The sequence below is a fragment of the Ancylobacter tetraedralis genome, assembly GCF_014195655.1.
Lineage (GTDB): Bacteria > Pseudomonadota > Alphaproteobacteria > Rhizobiales > Xanthobacteraceae > Ancylobacter > Ancylobacter tetraedralis.
The window spans coordinates 13723-35575 of the sequence record NZ_JACICD010000011.1 but is presented as its reverse complement, the minus strand read 5'-3'; the positions used below and the strand labels follow the sequence as shown (position 1 = coordinate 35575).

Annotated in this window: 19 protein-coding genes and 1 tRNA gene; 7 read left to right on the top strand and 13 right to left on the bottom strand. The window is 67.3% G+C overall.

Translation table 11 applies throughout. The features are described 5' to 3' along the window. Positions 1-37: 37 nt before the first annotated feature. Positions 38-1036, top strand: a complete 999-nt coding sequence (gene htpX, locus FHS55_RS20270) for a zinc metalloprotease HtpX (RefSeq protein ID WP_183191607.1) — start codon at positions 38-40, stop codon at positions 1034-1036. A gap of 78 nt (positions 1037-1114) precedes the next feature. Next, positions 1115-1190: transfer RNA gene (locus FHS55_RS20265), tRNA-Thr, on the top strand. Positions 1191-1608: 418 nt separating this feature from the next. On the opposite strand, the gene FHS55_RS20260 is transcribed toward FHS55_RS20265, so the two are convergent. The 5 genes from FHS55_RS20260 to FHS55_RS20240 form a co-directional block, all read right to left on the bottom strand. Continuing rightward, a complete protein-coding gene (locus tag FHS55_RS20260; protein ID WP_183191606.1) occupies positions 1609-2331 on the bottom strand; it encodes an aspartate/glutamate racemase family protein in 723 nt (240 codons plus the stop codon). Next, positions 2331-3635 (bottom strand): TRAP transporter large permease, encoded by a 1305-nt coding sequence (locus tag FHS55_RS20255; RefSeq protein WP_183191605.1) that lies wholly within the window; start codon positions 3633-3635, stop codon positions 2331-2333. The genes FHS55_RS20260 and FHS55_RS20255 overlap by 1 nt, the downstream gene beginning before the upstream one ends. Next, positions 3632-4231, bottom strand: coding sequence for a TRAP transporter small permease subunit (locus FHS55_RS20250; protein WP_183191604.1), 600 nt, complete (start codon positions 4229-4231; stop codon positions 3632-3634). Before FHS55_RS20250 ends, FHS55_RS20255 begins: the two co-directional genes overlap by 4 nt. 26 nt (positions 4232-4257) lie before the next feature. Continuing rightward, positions 4258-5289 carry a TRAP transporter substrate-binding protein gene (locus FHS55_RS20245; protein WP_183191603.1) on the bottom strand — a complete coding sequence of 344 codons (1032 nt, stop codon included), beginning with the start codon at positions 5287-5289 and terminating at the stop codon, positions 4258-4260. Between the two features lie 276 nt (positions 5290-5565). Further along, a complete protein-coding gene (locus FHS55_RS20240) occupies positions 5566-6408 on the bottom strand; it encodes a MurR/RpiR family transcriptional regulator (RefSeq protein ID WP_183191602.1) in 843 nt (280 codons plus the stop codon). Between the two features lie 220 nt (positions 6409-6628). Between FHS55_RS20240 and FHS55_RS20235 the strand changes: the two genes are divergently transcribed. From FHS55_RS20235 to lhpI, 3 genes are all read left to right on the top strand, one after another. After that, positions 6629-7639: a sensor histidine kinase gene (locus FHS55_RS20235; protein ID WP_183191601.1), complete on the top strand. Its 1011-nt coding sequence runs from the start codon at positions 6629-6631 to the stop codon at positions 7637-7639. A gap of 352 nt (positions 7640-7991) precedes the next feature. After that, positions 7992-9041, top strand: a complete 1050-nt coding sequence (locus FHS55_RS20230; RefSeq protein WP_183191600.1) for an NAD-dependent epimerase/dehydratase family protein — start codon at positions 7992-7994, stop codon at positions 9039-9041. Between the two features lie 69 nt (positions 9042-9110). Further along, positions 9111-10829, top strand: a complete 1719-nt coding sequence (lhpI, locus tag FHS55_RS20225; protein WP_246340323.1) for a cis-3-hydroxy-L-proline dehydratase — start codon at positions 9111-9113, stop codon at positions 10827-10829. A gap of 119 nt (positions 10830-10948) precedes the next feature. On the opposite strand, the gene FHS55_RS20220 is transcribed toward lhpI, so the two are convergent. The 8 genes from FHS55_RS20220 to FHS55_RS20185 form a co-directional block, all read right to left on the bottom strand. Further along, positions 10949-12448 (bottom strand): aldehyde dehydrogenase, encoded by a 1500-nt coding sequence (locus FHS55_RS20220; protein ID WP_183191599.1) that lies wholly within the window; start codon positions 12446-12448, stop codon positions 10949-10951. A gap of 21 nt (positions 12449-12469) precedes the next feature. Continuing rightward, positions 12470-13540 (bottom strand): Ldh family oxidoreductase, encoded by a 1071-nt coding sequence (locus FHS55_RS20215; RefSeq protein WP_183191598.1) that lies wholly within the window; start codon positions 13538-13540, stop codon positions 12470-12472. A 44-nt stretch (positions 13541-13584) separates the two neighbouring features. Then, complete coding sequence (locus tag FHS55_RS20210) at positions 13585-14421, bottom strand: ABC transporter permease (RefSeq protein WP_183191671.1); 837 nt, start codon at positions 14419-14421, stop codon at positions 13585-13587. Next, a complete protein-coding gene (locus FHS55_RS20205) occupies positions 14408-15175 on the bottom strand; it encodes an ABC transporter ATP-binding protein (protein WP_183191597.1) in 768 nt (255 codons plus the stop codon). Before FHS55_RS20205 ends, FHS55_RS20210 begins: the two co-directional genes overlap by 14 nt. A 77-nt stretch (positions 15176-15252) precedes the next feature. After that, positions 15253-16269 (bottom strand): ABC transporter substrate-binding protein, encoded by a 1017-nt coding sequence (locus FHS55_RS20200; protein WP_183191596.1) that lies wholly within the window; start codon positions 16267-16269, stop codon positions 15253-15255. Positions 16270-16312: 43 nt separating this feature from the next. Then, positions 16313-17557: a UxaA family hydrolase gene (locus FHS55_RS20195; RefSeq protein ID WP_246340321.1), complete on the bottom strand. Its 1245-nt coding sequence runs from the start codon at positions 17555-17557 to the stop codon at positions 16313-16315. After that, complete coding sequence (locus FHS55_RS20190) at positions 17550-17855, bottom strand: UxaA family hydrolase (protein ID WP_246340319.1); 306 nt, start codon at positions 17853-17855, stop codon at positions 17550-17552. Before FHS55_RS20190 ends, FHS55_RS20195 begins: the two co-directional genes overlap by 8 nt. Positions 17856-17859: 4 nt before the next feature. Continuing rightward, positions 17860-18825: a dihydrodipicolinate synthase family protein gene (locus tag FHS55_RS20185; RefSeq protein WP_183191595.1), complete on the bottom strand. Its 966-nt coding sequence runs from the start codon at positions 18823-18825 to the stop codon at positions 17860-17862. Positions 18826-19156: 331 nt separating this feature from the next. On the opposite strand from FHS55_RS20185, the gene FHS55_RS20180 reads away from it, so the two are divergent. Beyond that, positions 19157-20305, top strand: coding sequence for a GlxA family transcriptional regulator (locus tag FHS55_RS20180; protein ID WP_183191594.1), 1149 nt, complete (start codon positions 19157-19159; stop codon positions 20303-20305). Positions 20306-20513: 208 nt separating this feature from the next. Continuing rightward, complete coding sequence (locus tag FHS55_RS20175) at positions 20514-21848, top strand: extracellular solute-binding protein (RefSeq protein ID WP_183191593.1); 1335 nt, start codon at positions 20514-20516, stop codon at positions 21846-21848. The last annotated feature ends 5 nt before the right edge of the window (positions 21849-21853 follow it).

Sequence of the window (21853 nt, the reverse complement as noted above, 5' to 3'; positions counted from 1 at the left end):
GAGACCGCATGAGACGGCGCGTCAGACGAGGGACGAGATGAATTATTTCCGCACCGCGATCCTGCTGGCCGGCATGACCGCGCTGTTCATGGGCGTGGGCTTCATGATCGGCGGACAGGGCGGCATGCTCATCGCGCTGGTGGTGGCGGCCGGCATGAACCTGTTCAGCTACTGGAATTCCGACCGCATGGTGCTGTCCATGTATGGCGCGCGCGAGGTGGATCGAGCCAGCGCGCCGGACTTCTACGGGCTGGTGGAGCAGCTGGCCGCGCGGGCCCAGCTTCCCATGCCGCGCGTCTATGTCATCGACAATCCCCAGCCCAACGCGTTCGCCACCGGCCGCAACCCGCAGAACGCCGCGGTGGCGGCCAGCACGGGCCTGCTCAACGCCCTCTCGCGCGAGGAGGTGGCCGGCGTGATGGCGCATGAACTGGCGCATATCAAGCATTACGACACGCTCACCATGACCATTACCGCGACGCTGGCGGGCGCGATCTCCATGCTCGCCAACTTCGCCATGTTCTTTGGCGGCAACCGAAACAACAATAACGGGTTCGGCGTGATCGGCACCCTCGCGATGATGATCCTCGCCCCGCTCGCCGCCATGGTGGTGCAGATGGCGGTGTCGCGTTCGCGCGAATATGTGGCCGATCGGACGGGGGCCGAAATCTGCGGCCAGCCGCTCTGGCTCGCCTCGGCGCTGGCCAAGATTTCCGGCTATGCCCATCGCATTCCCAACATGCCGGCCGAGCACAACCCGGCGACGGCGCACATGTTCATCATCAACCCCCTGTCGGGCGAGCGGATGGACAGCCTGTTCTCCACCCACCCGGCGACCGAGAACCGCATTGCCGCGCTGGAGGTGCTGGCGCGGGAGATGGGCGCGGGCGGCGGAGGCTTTTCCGCTGCCGCCGCGCGGCCGGCCGATCCCGTAGGGAATGCTGCCGCGCCCGGAGGTCCGTGGGGCGGCACCTCGCGGCCCTCGCGCGGCCCGGATTCGCGGCAGCCGCAGGGCCGTCGCGGCCCGTGGGGCTGAGGCGCGGGCGCGGCATGCGTGGTTCCTTTGGCGGGGGTGCTTGAAAAGAAGCGACTTCGCGGCTATCAGAAGCCGCGCGCCGCTTTAGCTCAGTTGGTAGAGCATCGCATTCGTAATGCGGAGGTCGTCAGTTCGAGTCTGACAAGCGGCACCATTTCCTCTCCTGCAGAGGTTCGCTTATGTGCATAAGCGTCTGAGAAATCACAAAGATCGGCGCCTTGGCAGCCTTTGGCGATCCCGACGCGTGCGATAGCGGTCGCCGTTTTTGCCGGTGGTGCGGCGGCTATCGCGCCGGGTAACGCCGAGCCATTGCGCGGACTGGTTGCGAAGTCCGCACCGTGACGTCCGATCCGACGCTGTTCAGCGGACGCATGGCGTGTCGATCCGCGGCGGCGCCCCTTGCCTCGGCCAAGCTTGCCCTGAGCATTGCACAGAGTGCCCCGGGCGGAATCAGGGCCGGCTCCGGCGGCCTCGCCTCCGGGAGCCTCGCTACGGACTGAAATCGGCGGGCTGCGGAAGCCGGATTTTCCGCCGGGATGGCGGATGGCGCGGTGGCGGGTCGGGTGGGTCGTTCAGGCCGGCATCGGCTCATCCGAGGACCCGCGTGGCGCGAGCGCTGCCAGGGCTTCCGCCAGCTTTGCCGCCGCGAGAACGGCATCGATGATCGGTATATGTACATGCGGCCGCAGCCGGTCGGCGCTGCCGGTGAGCCCGCCCGAGCCGAGAAGTATCGCTTCCGCTCCGTCATTTTTCACCGCCCGCGCGATGGTCTCCAGCAGCCTCTCTATTGCCACGCCGCCGCCCTCTGCCGCTTGCGCGACGCCGATGCCGGCAGCCCGTGCCGTGGCCATCTGCGCGACACCGTAGCGTTCGAGCTGGCTGCGAATGCCGGGCAGCGCGCTGGCCACCGTGGTCACGACGGTGAAGCGGCGCGCCAGGGTGCGGGCAGCGGTGATGCCGGCCTCGACCGCCCCAACCACCGGCACGCGGAGGAAGGCACGGGCGCTGGCGAGGGCGATGTCGTCGAAGGCGGCGAGGACATAGGCCTGATGGCGCGCCGCGAGGCTGCCGCGCAGCAGGGCGAGCACATGAGCTTCCGCCGCGTCGCGATCGGCCTCGCTCTCGATCGAGAACGGCCCCTCCGGCGGGTTCACCACGCGGGCCTGCGTCGAGGGCAGGATCACCCGCGCGATCTCGGCCCGTATATTGGCGGTGACGCGCGGATTGGTGTTGGGGTTGACGATCAGGAGGCGCGTCGCGCGCGCCTCCTCGGGGGATATCCGGGCCGATATCATCACCGTCCCGCCAGCATGTCGGGCAGCCACATCACCACCTGCGGGAACAGCATCAGCAGGATGGTGAAGATCATCATCACGAAGACATAGGGCCAGGAGCCGCGCGTCACGTCGCTATAGCTGCCGCCATCGGTTCGCACACCATGCACGACGAACAGGTTCATGCCGACCGGTGGGGTGATCAGCGCGATCTCGCACATGATGACGATGAAGATGCCGAACCAGATCGGATCGATGCCGGCGGCAAGGATCACCGGAATGACGATGGGCACGGTCAGCACCAGCATCGACATCGCGTCCATGAAGGTGCCGAGCAGGACGTAAAACACCAGCAGGGCGAAGAGCAGCGCCAGCTGGCTCAGTTCGAAGCCGGCAATCCACTGGGTCATGGCCTGCGCCGCGCCGGTCATCGAGATGGTGACGTTGAGCAGCAGCGAGCACACCAGCACGATGATGACCATGCCGCTGGTCTTGGCGGCCTGGATCGAGCAGTTGATCAGCAGGTCCACCGAGAGCCGCCGGTTCAAGGCGACGAAACCGAGCGCCAGCATGACGCCGATGGCGGCGGATTCGGTTGGGGTGGCGAGGCCGCCATAGATCGAACCCATCACCACGCCGAAGATGATGAAGGGCGGGATGAGATATTTGCCGAGCGCCAGCTTCTGGCGGAACGGCATGTCGATCAGCTCGGTCGCCTGCGCGCCGGCCTTGCCGTGGAAGATGGCGATGTAGAGCGAGAAGCTGAGCGCCAGCAGGATGCCGGGCACGATGCCGCCGGCAAAGAGCTGGCCGACCGAGGCGTTGGCGAGCGAGCCATAGACCAGCAGGTTCACGCTCGGCGGAATGAGAATGCCGAGCGTGCCGCCCGCCGCCAGCGAACCCAGTGCCGGCGCCATGGGATATTTATATTGCTGCAGCGCCGGCAGGGCGATGGTGCCGACCGTGGCTGCGGTTGCCACCGAGGAGCCGGAGGTGGCCGAGAAGAGCGTGCAGGTGGCGATGTTGCTGTGGAGCAGGCCCCCCGGCAGGCGCGCCAGCCACACCGCCATCGCGTCATACATCCGATCGGCGATGCCACCGCGCAGCAGCAATTCGCCCAGCAGCATGAAGAGCGGGATGGCGAGGATGGACGGGCTGTTCACGCTCGACCAGATCACCCCGCCCATCATGTCGACCAGCGGCGCGCCATACATGAGGTAGCCGCCAAAGGCGCCGACCGCGATGATGGCGACGGCCACTGGAAAGCTGAGAAACATCAGCCCCAGCATGAGAAGAAAGCCGATACCGACGATGGCGATGCTCATGGGGCCGCTCCTTCATGCGCCGGCGTCTCATGAGCCAGGGCTTCGCGCTTCTTCAGGTCGTCAAGTTCCGCTTTCAGCTCCTCCTCCGGGGAGGGCGGCCCGAAGCGTCGCGCCAGGCCGCGCCAGTCGCCCCGCAGGAGCAGGCGCAGCGCCTGAAACGCGAGGATGAGGGCGGCGATGGGGAAGGTGGCGCTGGCGATCAGCCACAGCAGCTGCGGATAGATCAGCGGCGTGGCCCACGGGGTCTGCGCGATCGACTGGTATTCCTGCGTGTCGAGCACCGTGTCGACGGTGAAGTAGAAGAAATAGCCGGCGAGCAACGCCATGGAGAGCACCGACAGCGCGTCCAGCATCGCCTGCGCCGGCTTTGGGAACAGGGCGGTCAGCTGGTTGATGCGGATATGCGAGTTCTCGACCAGCGCGACCGTGAAGGCGAGCGGGGCGGCGATGGCAATGGCATAGCCGCCCAGCTCGTCGATGCCGCCAAGCGTGACGGAGAAGAACTTGCGGAGCAGCGTTTCCGCCGTCACCGCGAACGACAACGAGATCATCAGGACCCCGAAGACGATACCAAGCAGGCGCGAATAGGTATGCATGGGTCTTCTCCGCCTTCCGAGGATTGTCAGAGGCCGAGCTGGCTGCCGACCGTGGCGCGCCAGACCGTCTCGCAGTTCGGCGCCACGGCGTTGCACTGCTTGGCCCAGATCGGCAGCGAGACATCGCCCACCGCCGCGGCGACCGCCTTGAGATCGGTCTCCGAGGGCGTGGCTTCGGTCAGCTTGTAGGAAACCCCGCGCTCGCACGGCGTCTTGCCGGTGTTGCAGCGCATGGCGTCCTCGTACAGCTCTTCGGAGAACGCCCAGATCTCGGTGGTGAGTTCGCCGATGGCGGCTGTCAGCTTGGCCTGCTGCTCGGGCGTCAGCTTCTTCAGCGAGGCCGTGTTGATGGCGTAACCATTGACGGCGAGTTGCAGCGCGAGCGGCAGCACGGTGGTGGTGGCTTCCGGCCAGCCGCCGGAATTGGCCGAGGCCGGGCCGGTAATGGCGCAGTCGACGACGCCGCGCGCCAGCGACTGCTGGACTTCGCCGAACGGCATCGAGATGCCGGTGGCGCCGAGCTTGGCGACGAAGTTTGCCGCGCTCTGGTCGCCCACGCGCACCTTCAGCCCCTTGAGGTCGGCGAGGCTTTTCACCTCCGGCTTGCAGAAGATGACCTGCGGGCCGGCCGGCCAGACGCCGAGCAGCTTGGCGTTGAACCGGCCCTGCAGCCGCTCGTCGACGAAGGGCGTGAAGGCCGCGATATGCGCCTTGCCGGCGGCGAAGCTGGTGTTGAGCCCGACCAGATCGAGGCCCAGCATCGCCGGCTCATCGCGGCTGACCTGCGGCCCGCGCAGCGAGACGATGTCGAACAGGCCGGACTTCAGCACGCGCAGGCCGTCCGTGTCCGGGATGCCCGCGACATCGACGGGGAGATATTCGATCTTGATGTCGAGGCCGGTGGTTGCCGCCAGCTTTTCGAAGAAGGGCTGTTCCTTCTTCTGGGCGATGAGGCCGGAGCCCGAAGGCTGCCCCAGCACGCGCAGCGTGATGGTCTCGGCATGGACGGGCGTGATCATCAGCGCGGTGATCGCGGCGAGAAGGATGCGGTGTGACATGCGGATTTCCTGTTCCCAAGCGAGGATGAACGAGTGCGAGGCGTGTTTCGGCACTGCTTAGGCGGTGGAAGAGCAGCCGAGCCTGCCATCCAGCGGCTCTGTCGATCTTCCCTGGAGGATAAGGAATACAGATTTCATGCCAACTCATATGAAATTATAGTTTCATATTTAAAATCATATAGATGGTCGATTTAGGCTGCCGACTTCCGGCATGAAACCTCAGTTTCTTATGAGGCAATAATAGACGCCGATTTCGTGCAGATGCACAAATCGACGTCAGAGCTCTTCAAGGGCGTCGTTAATGGCCTCGATGCCGCGCAGCCGGATGCGGCCGGCGGAGGCGGCGCGCTCGATGCAGCGTGTGGCCAGCAGATGGCACACCGCCATCACCGAGACATGGCTGAACAGCGGCCCCGGCGCCAGCGTCTGGCAGCGCAGATGCCATGTCGCGCTCGGCAGGAAGCTCTCGCCCTCGTCGGTGATGTAGAGAAGCCGGGCGCCGCTCTTCTGCACCTGGTCGAGGATGAGGCCGATGCGGGCGACGCGCCGGCGCAGGCCGAAGACGATGACCAGATCCTCCGGCGCGACGCTGACGAGATGCTCGCCAAGCGTCTGTCCGGCGCCGGGAATGGCGACGATGTTCTCCACGACCTGCGTCAGCTGCCACTGGAGATAGGCGGCAAAGGGTGCGCTGGCGCGAAAGCCCATCACCCAGATCTTGCGCGCCGCGAGGATGGCGGCGGCGGCGTCGTTCGCCTGGCTGTCGGTGATGGCGAGGAAGGTGGCCTCGAGATTGGCGATCGCCTGTGCGGAATGGGCGGCGACCGATTGCTCGCCGCTGGCATCCACCGAGGTGGTCAGGAACAGCCGCGAACCGGTCTGCTTTTCCGCGCGCGCATGGCGGCGCGCCTCCTCATAATTGTCATAGCCGAGCCGCTGGACGAAGCGTGACACCGTCGCTTTGGAGACATGCGCCAGCGCCGCCAGTTCCTGCGCCGAATAGCTCGCGAGTTCGCCGGGGAAATCGCACACGAAATCGCCCAGCCGGCGCTCGGCGGGATGCAGCGTCGGCAAGGCCTGGCGAACGCGGGTGAGGAAGGAGCGATCCTTCGGGGGCATGGATCCTCCCGTGAAAACTGAGTTTCATGGACTGTCCTACGGCACCCGGCGCAAGGCAAGCGAAGATGCCGCTCCCGCGACCGGGTGCACGCGGGCGGAACGGAACATTCGCTCACCGTCCTTCATTGGTTGATCCGCTCACTCGAGCGAGCGCGATTTTGTGCCATCCCAAGAATGTCATAGTGACTAGGTAGCGTGCGCTCTTGAACCTGGAGCTTCAATGACATCGAACGCCGATAATCTGAAGCCGCTTCTGTGGGAGCCCAAAAATCTCGTTCGGGCCATCGAAGCAGCGGGGGTCGCGCTTTGGTCCTGGAACGTCGATTCCGACGCTCTCGCCATGGACGACCACGCCTATGATCTTTGGGGTATTCCTCGCGGCAGCGAGGTTAACTTCGAAGATCTTTCCGCCCATATTCATCCCGCCGATCGCGATCGCGTTCGTGCCGCCTTCACGGCGACGCGCGCCATTCTCGGCGCCTACGAGATCGATTTTCGCATCATCACAGGCGACGAACTCAAGTGGATTTCCGCGCGCGGCCAGGGCGATGACGCCGGCATGGTGCAGCGGCTCATGTTCGGCATCTTCATCGATGTGACGGGCCGCAAGCAGGCGGAGGAAGGGCGGGAATTGCTGGCGGGCGAGATGAGCCACCGGGTCAAGAACCTCCTCGCCATTGCGTCCGGCCTCACGGCCATCACCTCGCGCTCGACCTCGACGACAACGGACATGGCCCGCGAACTGACGCTGAGATTGACCGCGCTGGGCCGCGCGCATGACCTGGTGCGGCCCGTCCCCGGCCAGACGATGGCGGCCTCGGCGCTGCTGGGCGATCTCCTGACCGTGCTGCTGGCGCCCTATGACGATCTCGGTGCCTTCAGCGGCCGCATCCGCGTATCGGTGCCGCGCATGAGCGTCGGTGAATCCACCACCACGATCCTCGCGCTGATCGTGCATGAGCTGGCAACGAACTCGCTGAAATACGGGGCCCTGTCGGTCGACATGGGCAGTCTCGATATTTCATGCTCGGCGCACGATGCCGCCGTCACGATTGTCTGGACAGAGACCGGCGGGCCGAAGGTGACGCCGCCCACGGGAGCACGAGGCTATGGCAGCAAGCTCGTCGAGCGCAGCGTGACCGGCCATCTGCGCGGCTCCATCGACTATAACTGGGCCAAGGATGGCGTCGTCATCACGCTGAAGGTCAATCCGGATCGCCTGACGGCATAGTCCGGTTATCCCCCGCACGGATAGCCTTCGGGCCCGAGGGTCCTCATTCGCGCGTATCGCGCTGCCGGAGGCGCGACGGCGCAGGCTTTTGGTCCATATTTACGATGCATCTATTCATACTGTCGTTCAACGAACATGACGGGAATACGATCTTGTCGTTGCCGGATGATGACGTAGAGGAATTGGTCGGGATATGTTGACATTATCGCCGTCGGCAATCGGGCATTGATCGTCTGCAATCCTGCGTGGTGAGAGCGGGTGCGGCGGCTAAAACTATGTATTATTGACCGGAAAGCAAAGATCTGGATAAGTGTGGCGGATAAGTTTACGTTGATCGGGAAAAGTTTGCTGAATGACTGGGCTTGTCCTCGTGACCGGCGGCAGCGGCTTTGTCGCTTTGGAGTTGATTAGCCAACTTCTGGCGGCCGGGAGCTCCGTTCATACAACCGTTCGCAGTCTGGGGCATGAGGCCAAGGTGCGTCCGCTGCATCGCCTGCAGCGCCAATTCCCGGGTCAGCTGACAATCTTCGAGGCCGATCTCCTGGTGCCCGGCGCGTTCGACGCGGCCATGGCCGGCTGCACCGTGGTGCATCACGTTGCCTCGCCTTTCCTGCTCCCGGAAAAGATCAAGGACGGCCGGCAGCAAATGCTGGAGCCGGCGTTGAAGGGCACGCGCAACGTGCTCGACACGGTCAATCGAACGCCGAGTGTCGGCCGCGTCGTCATGACCTCCACGGTGGGCGCCATCTTCGGCGACTATATTGACGTGCGGCAGATGAAGGATGAGATCCTCGCGGAGGAATATTTCAATACGTCCAGCACGCTGGAGACCTATCCCTATCATTTCGCCAAGGTCGAGGCGGAGAAGGAAGCCTGGCGCATCGCCGGTGAACAATCGCGCTGGAGCCTTGTCACCATCAATCCCGGCCTGATCCTGGGCCCCTCGCTCACCACGGCGTCCGAATCGGGGAGCCTGTTCCTGCTCGACGGGATGATACGCGGCCATTATTTCTTCGGCCTGCCGGACTGGAGCATGGCGACGGTGGACATTCGCGAGGCCGCGCAGGCGCATGTCGCGGCGGCGGACGATCCGAAGGCGGCGGGCCGCTACATACTGGCGGCGCAGGAGATGACGCCGCTGGTGGAGATGTCGCGGATCCTGCGCAAGGTGCACAAGCATCCCCTGCTGCTGCCGCAGAACCAGCTGCCGAACTGGCTTATCACCATGTTCGGGCCGTTATGGGGTCTCAGCCGCGACTATTCGCGCAAGCATCTGGGCATCCGCTTCAAGATCGACAACGCGCGCAGCATCCGCGAACTGGGCATCGTCTACCGGCCGATCGAGGAGACGCTGCTCGATCACTACCGCAGCTGGCTGGCGCGGCGCGAGGAGACGCGGTAATCCGGCCGCCGTCCGGGCTCCTGCTGCGAGTGCCCGCGCAGGGGTCGGCATGGACCGGGGCGAGGAGCGATGATGCCGGCGGGGGGCGAGGGCGCGAGCCTGCGAAGCGAGACCGGCCTTGCCGTTCTGGGCGGCGCCGCGCGCGGGCCGGTCGTCGCCATGGCGGAAGGGTTGAGCTTCTGGGGCGGGGTCGATCCCGGCACCGGCCGGGTGATCGACGTGCACCATCCCTGCCATGGGGCCATGCTGGCCGGCGCCATCGTGCTGATGCCGACCAGCCGGGGCTCATGCTCGGGCTCGGGTGTGCTGCTGGAACTCGCCATGGCCGGGCAGACGCCGGCCGCGCTGGTCTTCTCCGAGCCGGAGGACACGCTCACGCTGGGCGCGCTGGTCGCCAGCGAGATGTTCGGCCGCACCGTGCCGGTGCTGCGCCTGTCGCACGCCGCCTTCGAGGCGCTCGCCGGGGCGTTGACGGCATCGATCTCGTCGGTCGCCATCGAGGCGGAGGGGAAAACGATCCCCCTCGTCTCGCCGCCGGCCGATGCGCTCACGCTGACGCCGCGCGACCAGGCCATGCTCGATGGCTCGGACGGCCCGGCGGTGCGGCAGGCGATGGCCATTCTCTGCGCGATGGCGCGCCAGCAGGGCGCGGCGGCGCTCACCGATGTCACCCGCGCCCATATTGACGGCTGCATCTATGCCGGGCCGGCCAATCTCGTCTTCGCCGAGGCGATGGAGAAGCTGGGCGGGCGCGTTCGCGTGCCCACGACCATGAACGCCATTTCGGTCGACCACGCGAACTGGCGCGCGCAGGGCGTGGCCCCGGCCTTCGGCCTTCCCGCGTCGCGGCTGGCGGATGCCTATCTGCGCATGGGCTGCCGGCCGAGCTTCACCTGCGCGCCCTATCTGCTGGACGAACCGCCGGCGGCGGGCGAGCCGATCGGCTGGTCGGAATCCAACGCGGTGATCTTCGCCAACAGCGTACTGGGCGCGCGCACCGCCAAGCATCCCGATTTTCTCGACCTGTGCATCGCGCTCACCGGCCGCGCGCCGCTGGCGGGGGCCTTTCTCGACGGCGCCCGCCGGGCGCGGCGCATCCTCGAGGTGGCGTTGCCCGCGGATGCCGGCGCGGCGGTGTGGCCGCTTATCGGCTATCTCGCCGGCCGCGCCGCGCCGGACCGTGTGCCGCTGCTGCGCGGGCTGGCGTCGGGCCGCCCGACGCCGGACGACCTCAAGGCGCTGTGCGCCGCCTTCGGCACCACCTCCGCCGCGCCCATGCTGCATATCGAGGGCTTGACGCCGGAGGCCGGCCTTCCGCCCGCCGGGGATGCCGACACGGTCAGCCTCACGCGGGCGGATCTCATCGCCGGCTGGGCCGGCCTCAATGGCGGGCCGGAGGCGGTGAACCTCGTCGCCATCGGCAGCCCGCATGCGTCGCTCGGCGAGTGCCGGGCGTTGGCCGACGCGCTGGCGGGCCGGCACCGCGCGCCCGATGTCGCGGTGATCGTCACCGCCGGTCGGCAGGTGATCGCCGACGCGCAGGCGGAGGGCACGCTGGAGCGGCTGCGCGCCTGCGGGGTGGAGGTGGTGCCCGATCTGTGCTGGTGCTCGATCACGCGGCCGGTCTTTCCCACGCAAACGCGGGCGGTGATCACCACCTCGGGCAAATATGCCCATTACGGGCCGGGGCTCTCGGGCTGTGCGGTGCGGCTCGGCACGCTGGACGATTGCGTCGAGGCCGCCCTCACCGGCCGGGCGCCGCCGCGTCTGCCGCACTGGCTGCGATAGGGCGCGTTCGCGGCAAAAGAAATGGCGCCCGCCCGGCGAACGGGAGTTCGCCAGACGGAGCGCCAAGGTGGGACCCGGAGAGCGGCACGCCGCATCCCCGGACGGGAATGGAAAGCGGGCTATTTCAGCGTGATCCAGATGGTCTTGGTCTGCAGGTACTGGTCCATCGCCTCGGTGCCATTGTCGCGGCTCAGCGAGCCCGAGCGCTTGTAGCCGCCGAAGGGCGTCGTCACATTGCCCTCGCTGAAGCCGTTGACCGCCACCGTGCCGCAGGGCAGGCGCTTGGCGAGGTGGAAGGCCTTGTCGAGGTCCTGCGTGAACACGGTGGCGTGCAGCCCGTAATCGCTGTCGCGGGCGATGGCGAGCGCCTCCTCGGCGCTGTTCACCCCGATGACGCCGAGCACCGGCCCGAAGATTTCCTCGCGCGCGATGCGCATGGCCGGGTCGACGTTATCGAACACGGTGGGGTCGACATAGGCGCCGTCCAGCCCCGCGCTGGCGCCACCGCCAGCCAGCAGGCTCGCGCCCTCGGCCTTGCCGATCTCGATATAGGACAGCACGCGGGCGCGGTGCTCCTCGCTCACCATGGAACCGAGATCGGTCGCGGGGTCGAGCGGGTCGCCGACCACCAGCGCCTTCGCCTTGTCGACCACGGCGTCGAGGAAGGCGTCCTTCACCTTGGTGTGGACGATCTGGCGCATGTTGGCCGAGCAGTTCTGCCCGCCGTTCCAGAAGGCGGCGGAGATGGCGGAAGAGACCAGCGTATCGTCGATCGCGGCGTCGTCGAGCACGATCATCGGGCTCTTGCCGCCCATTTCCAGCCCGACCGGCTTGAGATTGCTCTCGCTGGCATATTTCAGGAAATAGGCACCGACCTCGGTCGAGCCGGTGAAGGACACCGCGTCGATGTCCATATGGCGGCCGATCGCCTGGCCGGCGGTCTCGCCGAAGCCCGGCACCACATTGAGCACGCCCGCCGGCAGGCCGGCCTGCATGGCGAGTTCGGCGAGCTTCAGCGCCGAGAGCGGGGTCTGCTCGGCCGGCTTCAGCACCGCCGAGCAGCCGGCCGCGAGCGCGGGGGCGAGCTTCCAGGCCGCCATCAGCAGCGGGAAGTTCCACGGCAGCACGAGGCCGACCACGCCGATCGGCTCGCGCACGATCATGCCGACAATGTTCTGCGCGGTCGGCGCCACCTTGCCGAAGCTCTTGTCGATCAGTTCGGCATACCAGCGGAAGAAGGTCGGCACCTCATGGCCGATCTCGTTCAGGCAATCCTTGATGGTCTTGCCGGAATCGAGGCTCTCCAGCACGGCGAGTTCCTCGGCATGCGCCGAAACGAGGTCGGCGAGCCTGAGCAGCACGGCCTTGCGCTCCTCGGGCGCGGCGCGCGACCAGTCGCCCGCCTCGAAGACGCGCCGCGCCGCCGCCACCGCGCGGTCGACGTCGCTGCCGTCGCAGGAGGCTATGAGGCCGAGCGGAGTGCCGCGCGCGGGATCGAGGTTCTCGAACACCTTGCCCGCGGCCGCCGCGCTCCATTCCCCATCGATGAAGGCCTGCGACGGCAAGGCGAGGCGGCCGGCGATGTCGCGGTACTGGTCGGCGGACTTGTAGGCGCTCATGGGCGGTGTCTCCGGGCGTTGTCAGGCGATTTCGGGCGGGGTGGCGGACACGGGAGCCGGGAAGGCGATCTCGAAGCGGGCGGCCAGCCGGGCGAGGTCCTCGGCAATGCCGGCATGCAGCGCGACGCCCTCGGCCAGCGCGGCCCGCTTGCGCGACAGCGCCGCTTCGCCGGGCAGCCGCACGCGCGGCGCGCCGGCCGGCACGCGGGCGGCGTGGCAGGCATCAATCAGCCATCCGGTCTGATGCAGGAAGCCGTCCAGTCCGGCGAAGGCGGCCGGGCTGAGCGCCAGCACCAGCACGCCGGCACCCCAGCCGGTGGGGGCCTCGGCGCGACCATAGCCGGACAGGCCCTGCGTCAGCGCCTCCACCATGAGCGAGAGGCCGTAGCCCTTGTGCCCATGGTCGAGCCCGCCGATCGGCAGCAGCGAGCCGCCCTGCCTGGTCGCGTGCGGGTCGTCGGTCGCGCGGCCGTCCGCGTCCTGCAGCCAGGCGCCCGGCAGTGGTGTGCCGGCGGCGCGGGCGCGCCCGCACAGGGCGGCGGTGGTGATGGAGGTCGAGACGTCGATCAGGATCGGGTCGGGATCGGCGGGAATGCCGGCGGCGATGGGATTGGGGGTCATGACCGGCGTCAGCCCCCCGAACGGGGCGACATGGGCGTCGCTGGGGTCGGAGGAGAACACCAGCACCATCATGCCGGCCCGCGCCGGCGCTTCGAGGAAGCTGGCGAGGCAGGCAATATGATGGCTGCGCCGCACCGCGACCGCGCCGATGCCGAACAGCCCCGCGCGGCGCACGGCATCCTCGACCGCGAGGCGCGTGACCCACAGGCCAGGCAGCCGCCGCCCGTCCCAGGTCGCCACCGCGGCGTGGTCGGCGACGATGCCGGGCCGCCCCTCGCGCTCCATCGCGCCGGTGTCCAGCTCCTCGACATAATCGGCGATCAGCGCCAGCCCATGCGTGGTGTGGCCCAGCAGGTCGGCCTCCGTGAGGCCCTGCGCCACCGCCTGCGCCGGCTCCTCGGGTAGGCCGGCCGCGCGGAGAATGTCGCCGGCAAGGGCGACGAGGTCAGGGGCGGCGTAGCGTGTCGGCATCGGGGGATCCTTGGGGACGTCGTGGGCCGGTTTCGGGGGCCGTTTCAGTGCCGGCGCTGGGAAATGTGCCAGGGGATCAGCAGCCGCTCGGCCAGCGTGACGCAGCCGAACAAAGCGAGGCCGAGCAGCGTCAGGAAGAAGATGCCGGCAAAGGCGAGGTCGGGCCGCATATTGCCGGTGGCAATGGAGATGTAGAAGCCGAGCCCCTGGTCGGAGCCCATGAATTCCGCGATGGTGGCGCCCACCGTGGCGTTGAGCGCGGCATATTTGAAGCCGACGAAACATTGCGGCAGCGCCGCCGGCAGCCGCACTTTCCAGAAGGTGCGCAACGGCCCCGCGCCGGTGGAGCGGCAGAAGCGGGTGAGTTCGTCCGACAGCGAGCCGAAGGCGTGGATGGAGTTGAGCGCCACGGGGAAGAAGCACACCAGCACGACGATGATCACCTTGGGCAGCAGGCCGAAGCCGAGCCAGGCGATGAACAGCGGCGCGAAGGCGATCTTCGGCACCATTTCCAGGCTGACGAAGAACGGGTAGACCGTCCGCCGCAGCATCGGCGAGAAGGCGATGGCGAGCCCGATCGGCAGGCCCACCGCGACCGCCAGCAGATAGCCCAGCACCGATTCGGTGCCCGTCACCAGCGTGTAGTCGAGCAGCCGGGGAATATCCGCCCAGCCGCGCGTGACGATCTCGGACGGCGTCGGCAGGATGTAGCCGGGCACGCCGAACAGGATGACGGCATATTCCCAGAAGAGGAAGAAGCCGACGAAGAACAGGAGGAACGGCCACGCCGCGGCGATGCGCAGCACGAGCCATTCCACGGCGCGGATGAGCCGGCCGGCCCCGGCGGGCACCGGGTCGCGGGGTGCGTTAGAGGACACCATAGTCACGGAATATCCCCTGGATGTCATGGACGTAGCGGGTGAAGGCGGGGCTCGCCTTGACCTCCATGTCGCGCGGCCACGGCAGGTCGATCTCGATCGTGCGCTCGATGCGGCCGGGGCGCGGGGTGACGACGCAGACGACCGATGACAATTGCACCGCCTCCTCGATCGAATGGGTGACGAACACCACGGTGGGCCGCCGCGTCATCCACAGTGCCTGCAGATCGGTGCGGATGCTCTCGCGGGTCATGGCGTCGAGCTTGCCGAGCGGCTCGTCGAACAGCAGCGTCTCCGGCTCGTGCACCAGCGCCTGGCAGAAGGCGGCGCGCTGCTGCATGCCGCCCGAGAGCTCATAGGGGTGGCGCGCGGCAAAGCCGTCCAGCTTCACCGAGCGCAGCAGGTCGCGGATGCGGCCGGCATAGGGCTTGGGATCGAGGCCGCGCAGCTCCAGCTGCAGCGCGATGTTGCCCTCCACCGAGCGCCACGGCACCAGTGTGTTGTCCTGGAACATGATGCCGATATCGGTGCGCGGCGCGCCGACCCGTTCGCCATCGAAATAGATGGCGCCTTCCGAGGCTTCGAGCAGGCCGGCCACCATCAGCATCAGCGTGGACTTGCCGCAGCCGGAGGGTCCCAGCAGCGAGACGAAGCTGCCGGCCTCGATGGTGAGATCCACCGGCCCGAAGGCGTGCACCGCCTGCGGGCCGGTGCCGAAGGTCTTGCTCAGCGACTTTATGTCGATCGTCGCGGCCATGGCGCGCGCGCCCTCATCCTGGCTGGAACTCTACCGCAAGCGGGCGCCGGGGCGCCCGCCGTCCCTCGTTCAACCCGTCACTTCGGCAGGAAGTCGTTGGTGTAGAAGAAGGTCGCCGGCTCCTTGGTCTGAAGGCCGTTATAGGCCTTCATCAGTTCCAGCATCTCGGTCCAGTCCTGCGGCACGTTGAGGCCGAGCACCTTGCCCGTATTGGCCTTGGAATAGAGCACGTCCAGCGTCACCTTCTGCACCTCGGCCGCCTGCTTCTTGCCGGCATCCTCGTTCATGGTGCCGCCGACAATGTCGCCCATCGCGTTCACCGCCGCCTGCGGGTCGGCCTCGGCCGCCTTGTAGGAGCGCACGGTGGCGGCGAGGAAGCGCTTCACCAGATCGGGATTCTTGGCCACGGTCTCGCGGTTGGCCACCATGCAGTAGCCGACCTGGTTCACGCCATAGTCGGAATAGGGGAAGGTGACCGGCGCGGCGCCGCCGGCCGCCTTGATCTCCGCCGGCTTGTCGTCGAGGCCGCCGAGCAGACCCACCACGCCGCCCGCGCCCTGCAGATAGCTCGATACCAGCGCGCCGTCCGGCACGTTGATGATGCCGACATCGCCCTCGGCGAGACCGGCATTCTTCAGCACCAGCGGGAAGAAGGTGTTCACGCCGGCATTGGCCGTGGTGAGCAGCTTCTTGCCCTTGAGGTCGCCGATCTTTGCGACGCCGGCATCGGGCCGCACGATGATCGCCTCCGTGCCCATGGCGTCGATGACGCCGACCGAGACCAGCGGCGCGCCCTTGGCGGCCAGGTTCACCATGCTGGCGCAGGAGCCGTAGGAGAAGGTGCTGTCGCCATTGGCGACGAGCCGGTGCGCCGAGCCCGAGCCGTTGCCGGAGCGCACATCCAGATTGATGCCGGCATCCTTGAAGTAGCCGCGGTCCTTGCCCAGCGCGAAGGCGGCGTGCGAGCCGTACCACATCCAGTTGAGGCGCAGGCGCACGTCGTCGAGCGCCTGTGCCTGGCTGGCGGTGAAAAGGCCCACCGCCACAAGGGCGGCGGAGGCCAGTCGTGTTCCGAACACTCCCGATATGCTCATGACGATCCCCTGGTTGGTTCTCTGGTTGCTTTGTTGTGGCCGCTCACACCGGCAGGCATCCCGGCCCGAGCGGTTCATAGGTCTTGTAGGAGAGGACGAATTCCTGGTGCCCCAGCGCCTCGGACTTGGTCGGCTGGCCGGCGGCGGCGGCGCGGACCGCCTCGACGATGCGGGCGCCGACATCGGCGACGCCCTCGATCCCGTCGGCGATGGTGCCGCCATTGATGTCCATGTCGCCTTCCATCCGCGCGAAGACCCGCGAATTGGAGACGCCCTTGATGACCGGGGCGAGCGCCTGGCCGACCACCGAGCCGGCCCCTGTGGTGAACAGGATGAGGTGGCAGCCACTCGCCACCATCTCGGTGATGGTCTGGGTGTCGTTGATATTGGGAATGCCGTAGCGCACCGGCCCGTCATTCACCGTGTCCATGAGATAGAGGCCCGGCGCGGGTGGGCGCACGCCGGGCTTCAGCACGCCGGAGATCGGCCGCGAGCCGCTCTTGGCATAGGCGCCGAGCGACTTTTCCTCCAGTGTGGAAAGGCCGTACTTGATGTTGCCGCCGCCGAAGCTGCCATGGCCCAGCTCGGTATAGTAGCTGTCCGCCTTGCGCACCGCCGCCGTCAGCGCGGCGGCAAGCTCGGGCGTCGTGGCGCGGGCCGCCATGTGGCTCTCGCAGCCGATGAGTTCGCAGGTCTCCTCGAACATCACGGTCGCGCCGGCATCCACCAGCAGGTCGCTCGCATAGCCCACCGCCGGGTTGATGGTGACGCCGGACAGCCCGTCCGAGCCGCCGCATTTGGTGCCGATGACGAGATCGGACAGCGCCAGGGGCACGGTCGGGGCCGCCATCAGCGCGGCGAGCCGGGCTTCCACCCAGGCCCGCCCCTTGGCGACCGAGCCGGCGGTGCCGCCGGCGCTCTGGATGGTGAGCAGCTCCACCTCGCGCCCGCTGGCGGCGATGGCCTCCTTCAGCCGGGTGCGCTGGAACTCCTCGCAGCCCAGCGAGACCAGCAGCACCGCGCCGACATTGGGATGGGTGGCGAGGTCTTCCATCACGCGCTGGGCATAGTCGCTGGGGTAGCAGCCGGGAAAGCCGATCAGCTGCACCCCGTCCCCCTGATAGGGCGAGGCGATCATGCGCGCGACATGGTGGGCGCATTCCACGAGATAGGCGACGAGCAGGAAGTTGCGAATGCCCTTGCGCCCGTCCGCGCGCGGATAGCCGCGCATCGCGACAGGCGCGGATGCGGGCGACGCCGTGGAGGGGGACGGGGCGGGGCTATTCATAATGATCCTGATCATTGTTGAGGTAGCGGCTTGCGACGTTGTGCACATGCACCAGCCGGCCGGCGGGGATGTCCGCCCGGGCTATGCCGACCGCCATGCGCAGGCGCACGATGTCCGCCCCCTGCGGGATTGGCAGGAGGGCGATCTTGTGCCCCTGCGGGATGGCTTCCAGAGCGGTGAGGGCGAAGCCGTCCAGCGTCGCCGCGGTGCCGCCGGAAGCGATATCGACAAGCGCGATGCCGACATTGTCGCCCGCCGCCAGCCGGATCATGTTCGCCGCGCCCGCTTCGCCCATCATGTCCTCAGCCGGCTACGAGATTGGGTGTGCCGATCGCCCGCATCATGGCGAGCGTTGCCGCACGGTAATGCGGGCGCGCGTCACGGGTGGGTGGGCGGCAGCGGCTGGAAGGCAGGCCGACCAGCTCCATGCAGAGCTTGTCGAGATAGCCGTCGCCGCTGGTGAAGTCGCGCTCGATCTCCACCCACAGCTTGTAGAAGGGCATGGCCTCCTCCACCAGCATGCGGGCCACCTCGGTGTAGTTGCCCGCGCCGATTTCGCGCACCAGCTTGAGCCCCCATTCGGGCCAGAAGTTGCACAGGTGCACCTCGAAGGCGCGCGCGCCCAGCGCGGGCATGGCGCTGAAGGCGAAGAACAGGTTGTTGTCGATGATGGTGAAGCGCTTCGAGAAGCGCGCCGCCACGCTCTCGAACTCCATCGCGTCGGTGCGCGGGGTCGCCCATTTCAGCCCCACCACATTGGGGATCTGCGCGAGGCGCTCGACCATGGCGAAGGAGATGTTCGTGGTGTTCCAGAACGTATTGTAGATGATGAGCCCGATATCGGGCGCCGCCTCGGCCGCGGCGCGGACGAATTCCTCGAAATCGGCTTCGGTATGGCTGAAGTAGAACGGGCAGGACACCTGGATGAAATCGGCGCCGATGCGCTGGGCGGCCTGGGCGAGGCGCACCAGTTCCAGCGTGCTCGTGGTCTGGGCGCCCATCGCCACCGGTACCCGGCCGGCGACCTCGTCGATCACGATTTCGGCGACGCGCACCCGCTCGTCGAAACTCATGGTGGAGAAGTCACCCGCCGCGCCGCCGGCCAGGAACACCGCGGTATCCGCCGTCAGCCCGCCCTCGATGAGGAAGCGGACATAGGTACGCAGCGCCGCCTCGTCGACCGGAAAGCCCTCCTCGTCGCGGAATGGCGTCGGCACCGTGACGTAGCACCCTTCCAGCTTCTTCTTCAGAATGTCCGTCCGGGACATGTCCGTCCGCATCACTGCTCTTCCCCGCGTCGTGCGGCCCGCGCGCCCACCCGTCCCGCGGCCGCGTGGCCGAGGGCTTTCACCGGCGAGGGCGCCGCGTGCTCGATGTCCTGCTCATGAAGATTGGCGGGAGCCCCGTCCGCCTGTCGGACAGCGGGAAGGGGCTCCGTCTGCATCTCGATGACCCATCCTTCCCAACAATCCGCGAAACGAATTGACAGTGCGGGACCAAATGTGAACCATTCTGGACAGGTCGTGTCACTGCGGCCGATCGCGGCCGGTGGTCCGCCCGGCGTGACCCGCCCTTCCATCTCCCGCCAGGAGTGCCGTGATGTCCCCGACCGAGGCACCTTCGAGCGGCGAGCGGCGCTCGAGTGGCCCTCCCAGCTTCAATTTCATCCTGCAGCCGGAATTTCCGCTCAACGCGCTGGTACTGGCGACCGAGGCGCTCCGGATCGTCAACCAGTATAGCGGGCGCGAGCTGTTCCGCTGGCGGCTGGCCTCGGAGGATGGCAACCCGGTGCGCGCCAGCAACGGGCTGTGGATGTCGGTCGATGACGGGCTCTCCAGCCTGCCGCCGGCCGACTTTTATTTCGTGTTCGAGGGCAACCTGCCCATGCAGCGCAATTCGCCCAAGCTGCTCAACCAGCTGCGCACCGCCGCGCGGTTCGGGGCGACGATCGGGGCGGTGGATACCGGCGCCTTCGCGCTCGCCCAGGCGGGCATGCTGAAGGGGCGCAGCGTGGTGCTGCACTGGGAGGCGGTGCCTTCCTTCCGCGAGCGTTTTCCCGACATCGCGGTGAGCAACCAGATCTACCTGATCGACGGCCCGCGCATCAGCTGCGCCGGCGGCGTCGCCATGCTCGACCTCATTCTCGACCTGATCGGCCGGCTGGAGAGCCCGAGCCTCGCCAGCGAGGTGGCCAACGCGCTGGTCCATGCCCCGCGCCCGGCCGCGACGCCGCAGCGGCTGGACGACGCCCCCCGCCCGGCGGCGCGCCCGACGCTGGCCGACCGCATCGTCGCCCTGATGGAGAACAATCTCGACTTCCCGCTGGCGTTGGAGGACATCGCCGACCAGCTTGGGGTCTCGGCCAAGACGGTGCTGCGCGCCTGCAGCCGCAGCTTCGACGAGACGCCCATGCGGCTCTACCTGCGCATTCGCCTGCAGGCGGCGCGCAACATGCTGTTCTACGAGGAGTTCGGCATCAAGGACGTGGCGACCGCCTGCGGATTTTCCTATCCCGGCGTTCTGTCGCGGGCCTTCCACGCCCAGTTCGGCATGACGCCGCGCGAATTCCGCGCCTCGCTGCGCCGCCAGCAGAACCAGGCCTACCGGCCGGAAGTGCGCCGCCTGTCCATCGCCCCGCTCACCCATCGGGCCCTGGATGTCGCCCCGGAACCGATGCCGAAAACGGCCCTAGATGCGAATAATGAGTCCTTTTTGATCAAGTCGGACCGGGAAACTGGTCCACTATGAAGCAACGGCGACGACTGCCGGAATAAGCGGTCACGGCTTCCGAAAAATCCGGCCGAATACAATAAACGCAGACGACATCATGCGAAGGGGCGCTGTTCCTTCGTAGGAAACGCGTTCGCCTTGAGAGGTCTATTTCGCGCTTCTACACGAGATCCGACTTCGGTGACGCACTTCCTCCGGACTGCAATAAACAGATTGAGGGGAATACATGAACACGAAATCCGAAATCACTGATTCGACGCTTCTGCGGCCGAGCCGGCGCGGCTTTCTTGCCGGTGCGGCGGCCCTCGCCGCCACCCCCTTCGTGCCCGCCCGCCCCGCTCTCGCCAAGCCGGTGGAGATCGTGCACTGGAGCTGGCTGGCCGCCTCGGATGGCGAGGTGTGGGCGAAGATGATCGACGCCTTCAACACCGCGCACGCCTCCCAGGGCATCAAGATCCGCATGGAGATCGTGCCCGAGGAGCAGTACACCACCAAGATCCTCGCGGCCGTGGCCTCCGGCAAGGCACCCGATTTCGGCTGGGGCACCGCCGGCAAGGAAGCCGCGCTCGCCCGCGACGAGGTGATCGTGCCGTTGGACGACCTCGCCAAGGCGGCGGGGCTGGACCTGCCCGATTTCAGCGCCGCGTCGATCCAGGCCTCGCGCTACCCCAAATACGGCAACGGCCTGTTCATGGTCCCGATGGACTTGATGAGCCTGCAGCCGCTACTCAACCTCGCCATCGCCAAGGAAGCCGGCCTCGACGGCTCGAAGCCGCCGACCGACGCCGCCTCGCTGATGGAATGGGCCAAGGCGATGACCAAGACCGAGGGCGGCAAGGTCACGCGCTCGGGAATCATGATGACCGGCTCGGGCGTTCAGCCCACCGTCACCTGGGGCATCGTTGCCGCGCAGATGGGTTTCCGCCGCGCCAGCGACGACCTCAAGACCGCGGCGGTCAATCCGGATGCCGGCAAGGCCGCCATGCAATGGGTGCTCGACCTGTTCGACAAGCAGAAGGTCTCCACCCGCGACGTGACCGACCGCTACAAGGCGTTCGGCACCGGGCAGGGCGGCATCTTCTGGACCGGGCCGTGGACGCTGAACGGCTATCTCGGCCAGAAGCTCGATTTCACCGCCGCTCTGTTCCCCAATATTGGCGGCACGCGGCGCACCTATAGCGAAATCGGCGGGCTCGAACTCTACGCGCAGGGCGACAAGGGGCGCTACGAGGCGACCATGCAGGCGGTCAAGTGGCTGTCCGACAACAGCTTCCTGTGGACCACGGTCGGCCGCGGCGCCTCCCCGCGCACATCCATCCTGTCGCGGCCGGACTACAAGACCGCCGGCGCGCCGTGGAGCGTGCGCGGCCCGTTCGTGGAGGGCATGTCGTTCGCCACCGAGGGCGAGATCCCGGTCGTGGCCGGCCCGGACTTCACCATCTATTCCGGCGGCAACTTCCTGGCCAAGACGCTCGACGGCGTGTGGGCCGGCAAGACCAGCATCGACCAGGCGATGGCGCAGATCCAGGAGACCTGGCAGCGCGGCCTCGACGAAGGCTGAGCGGC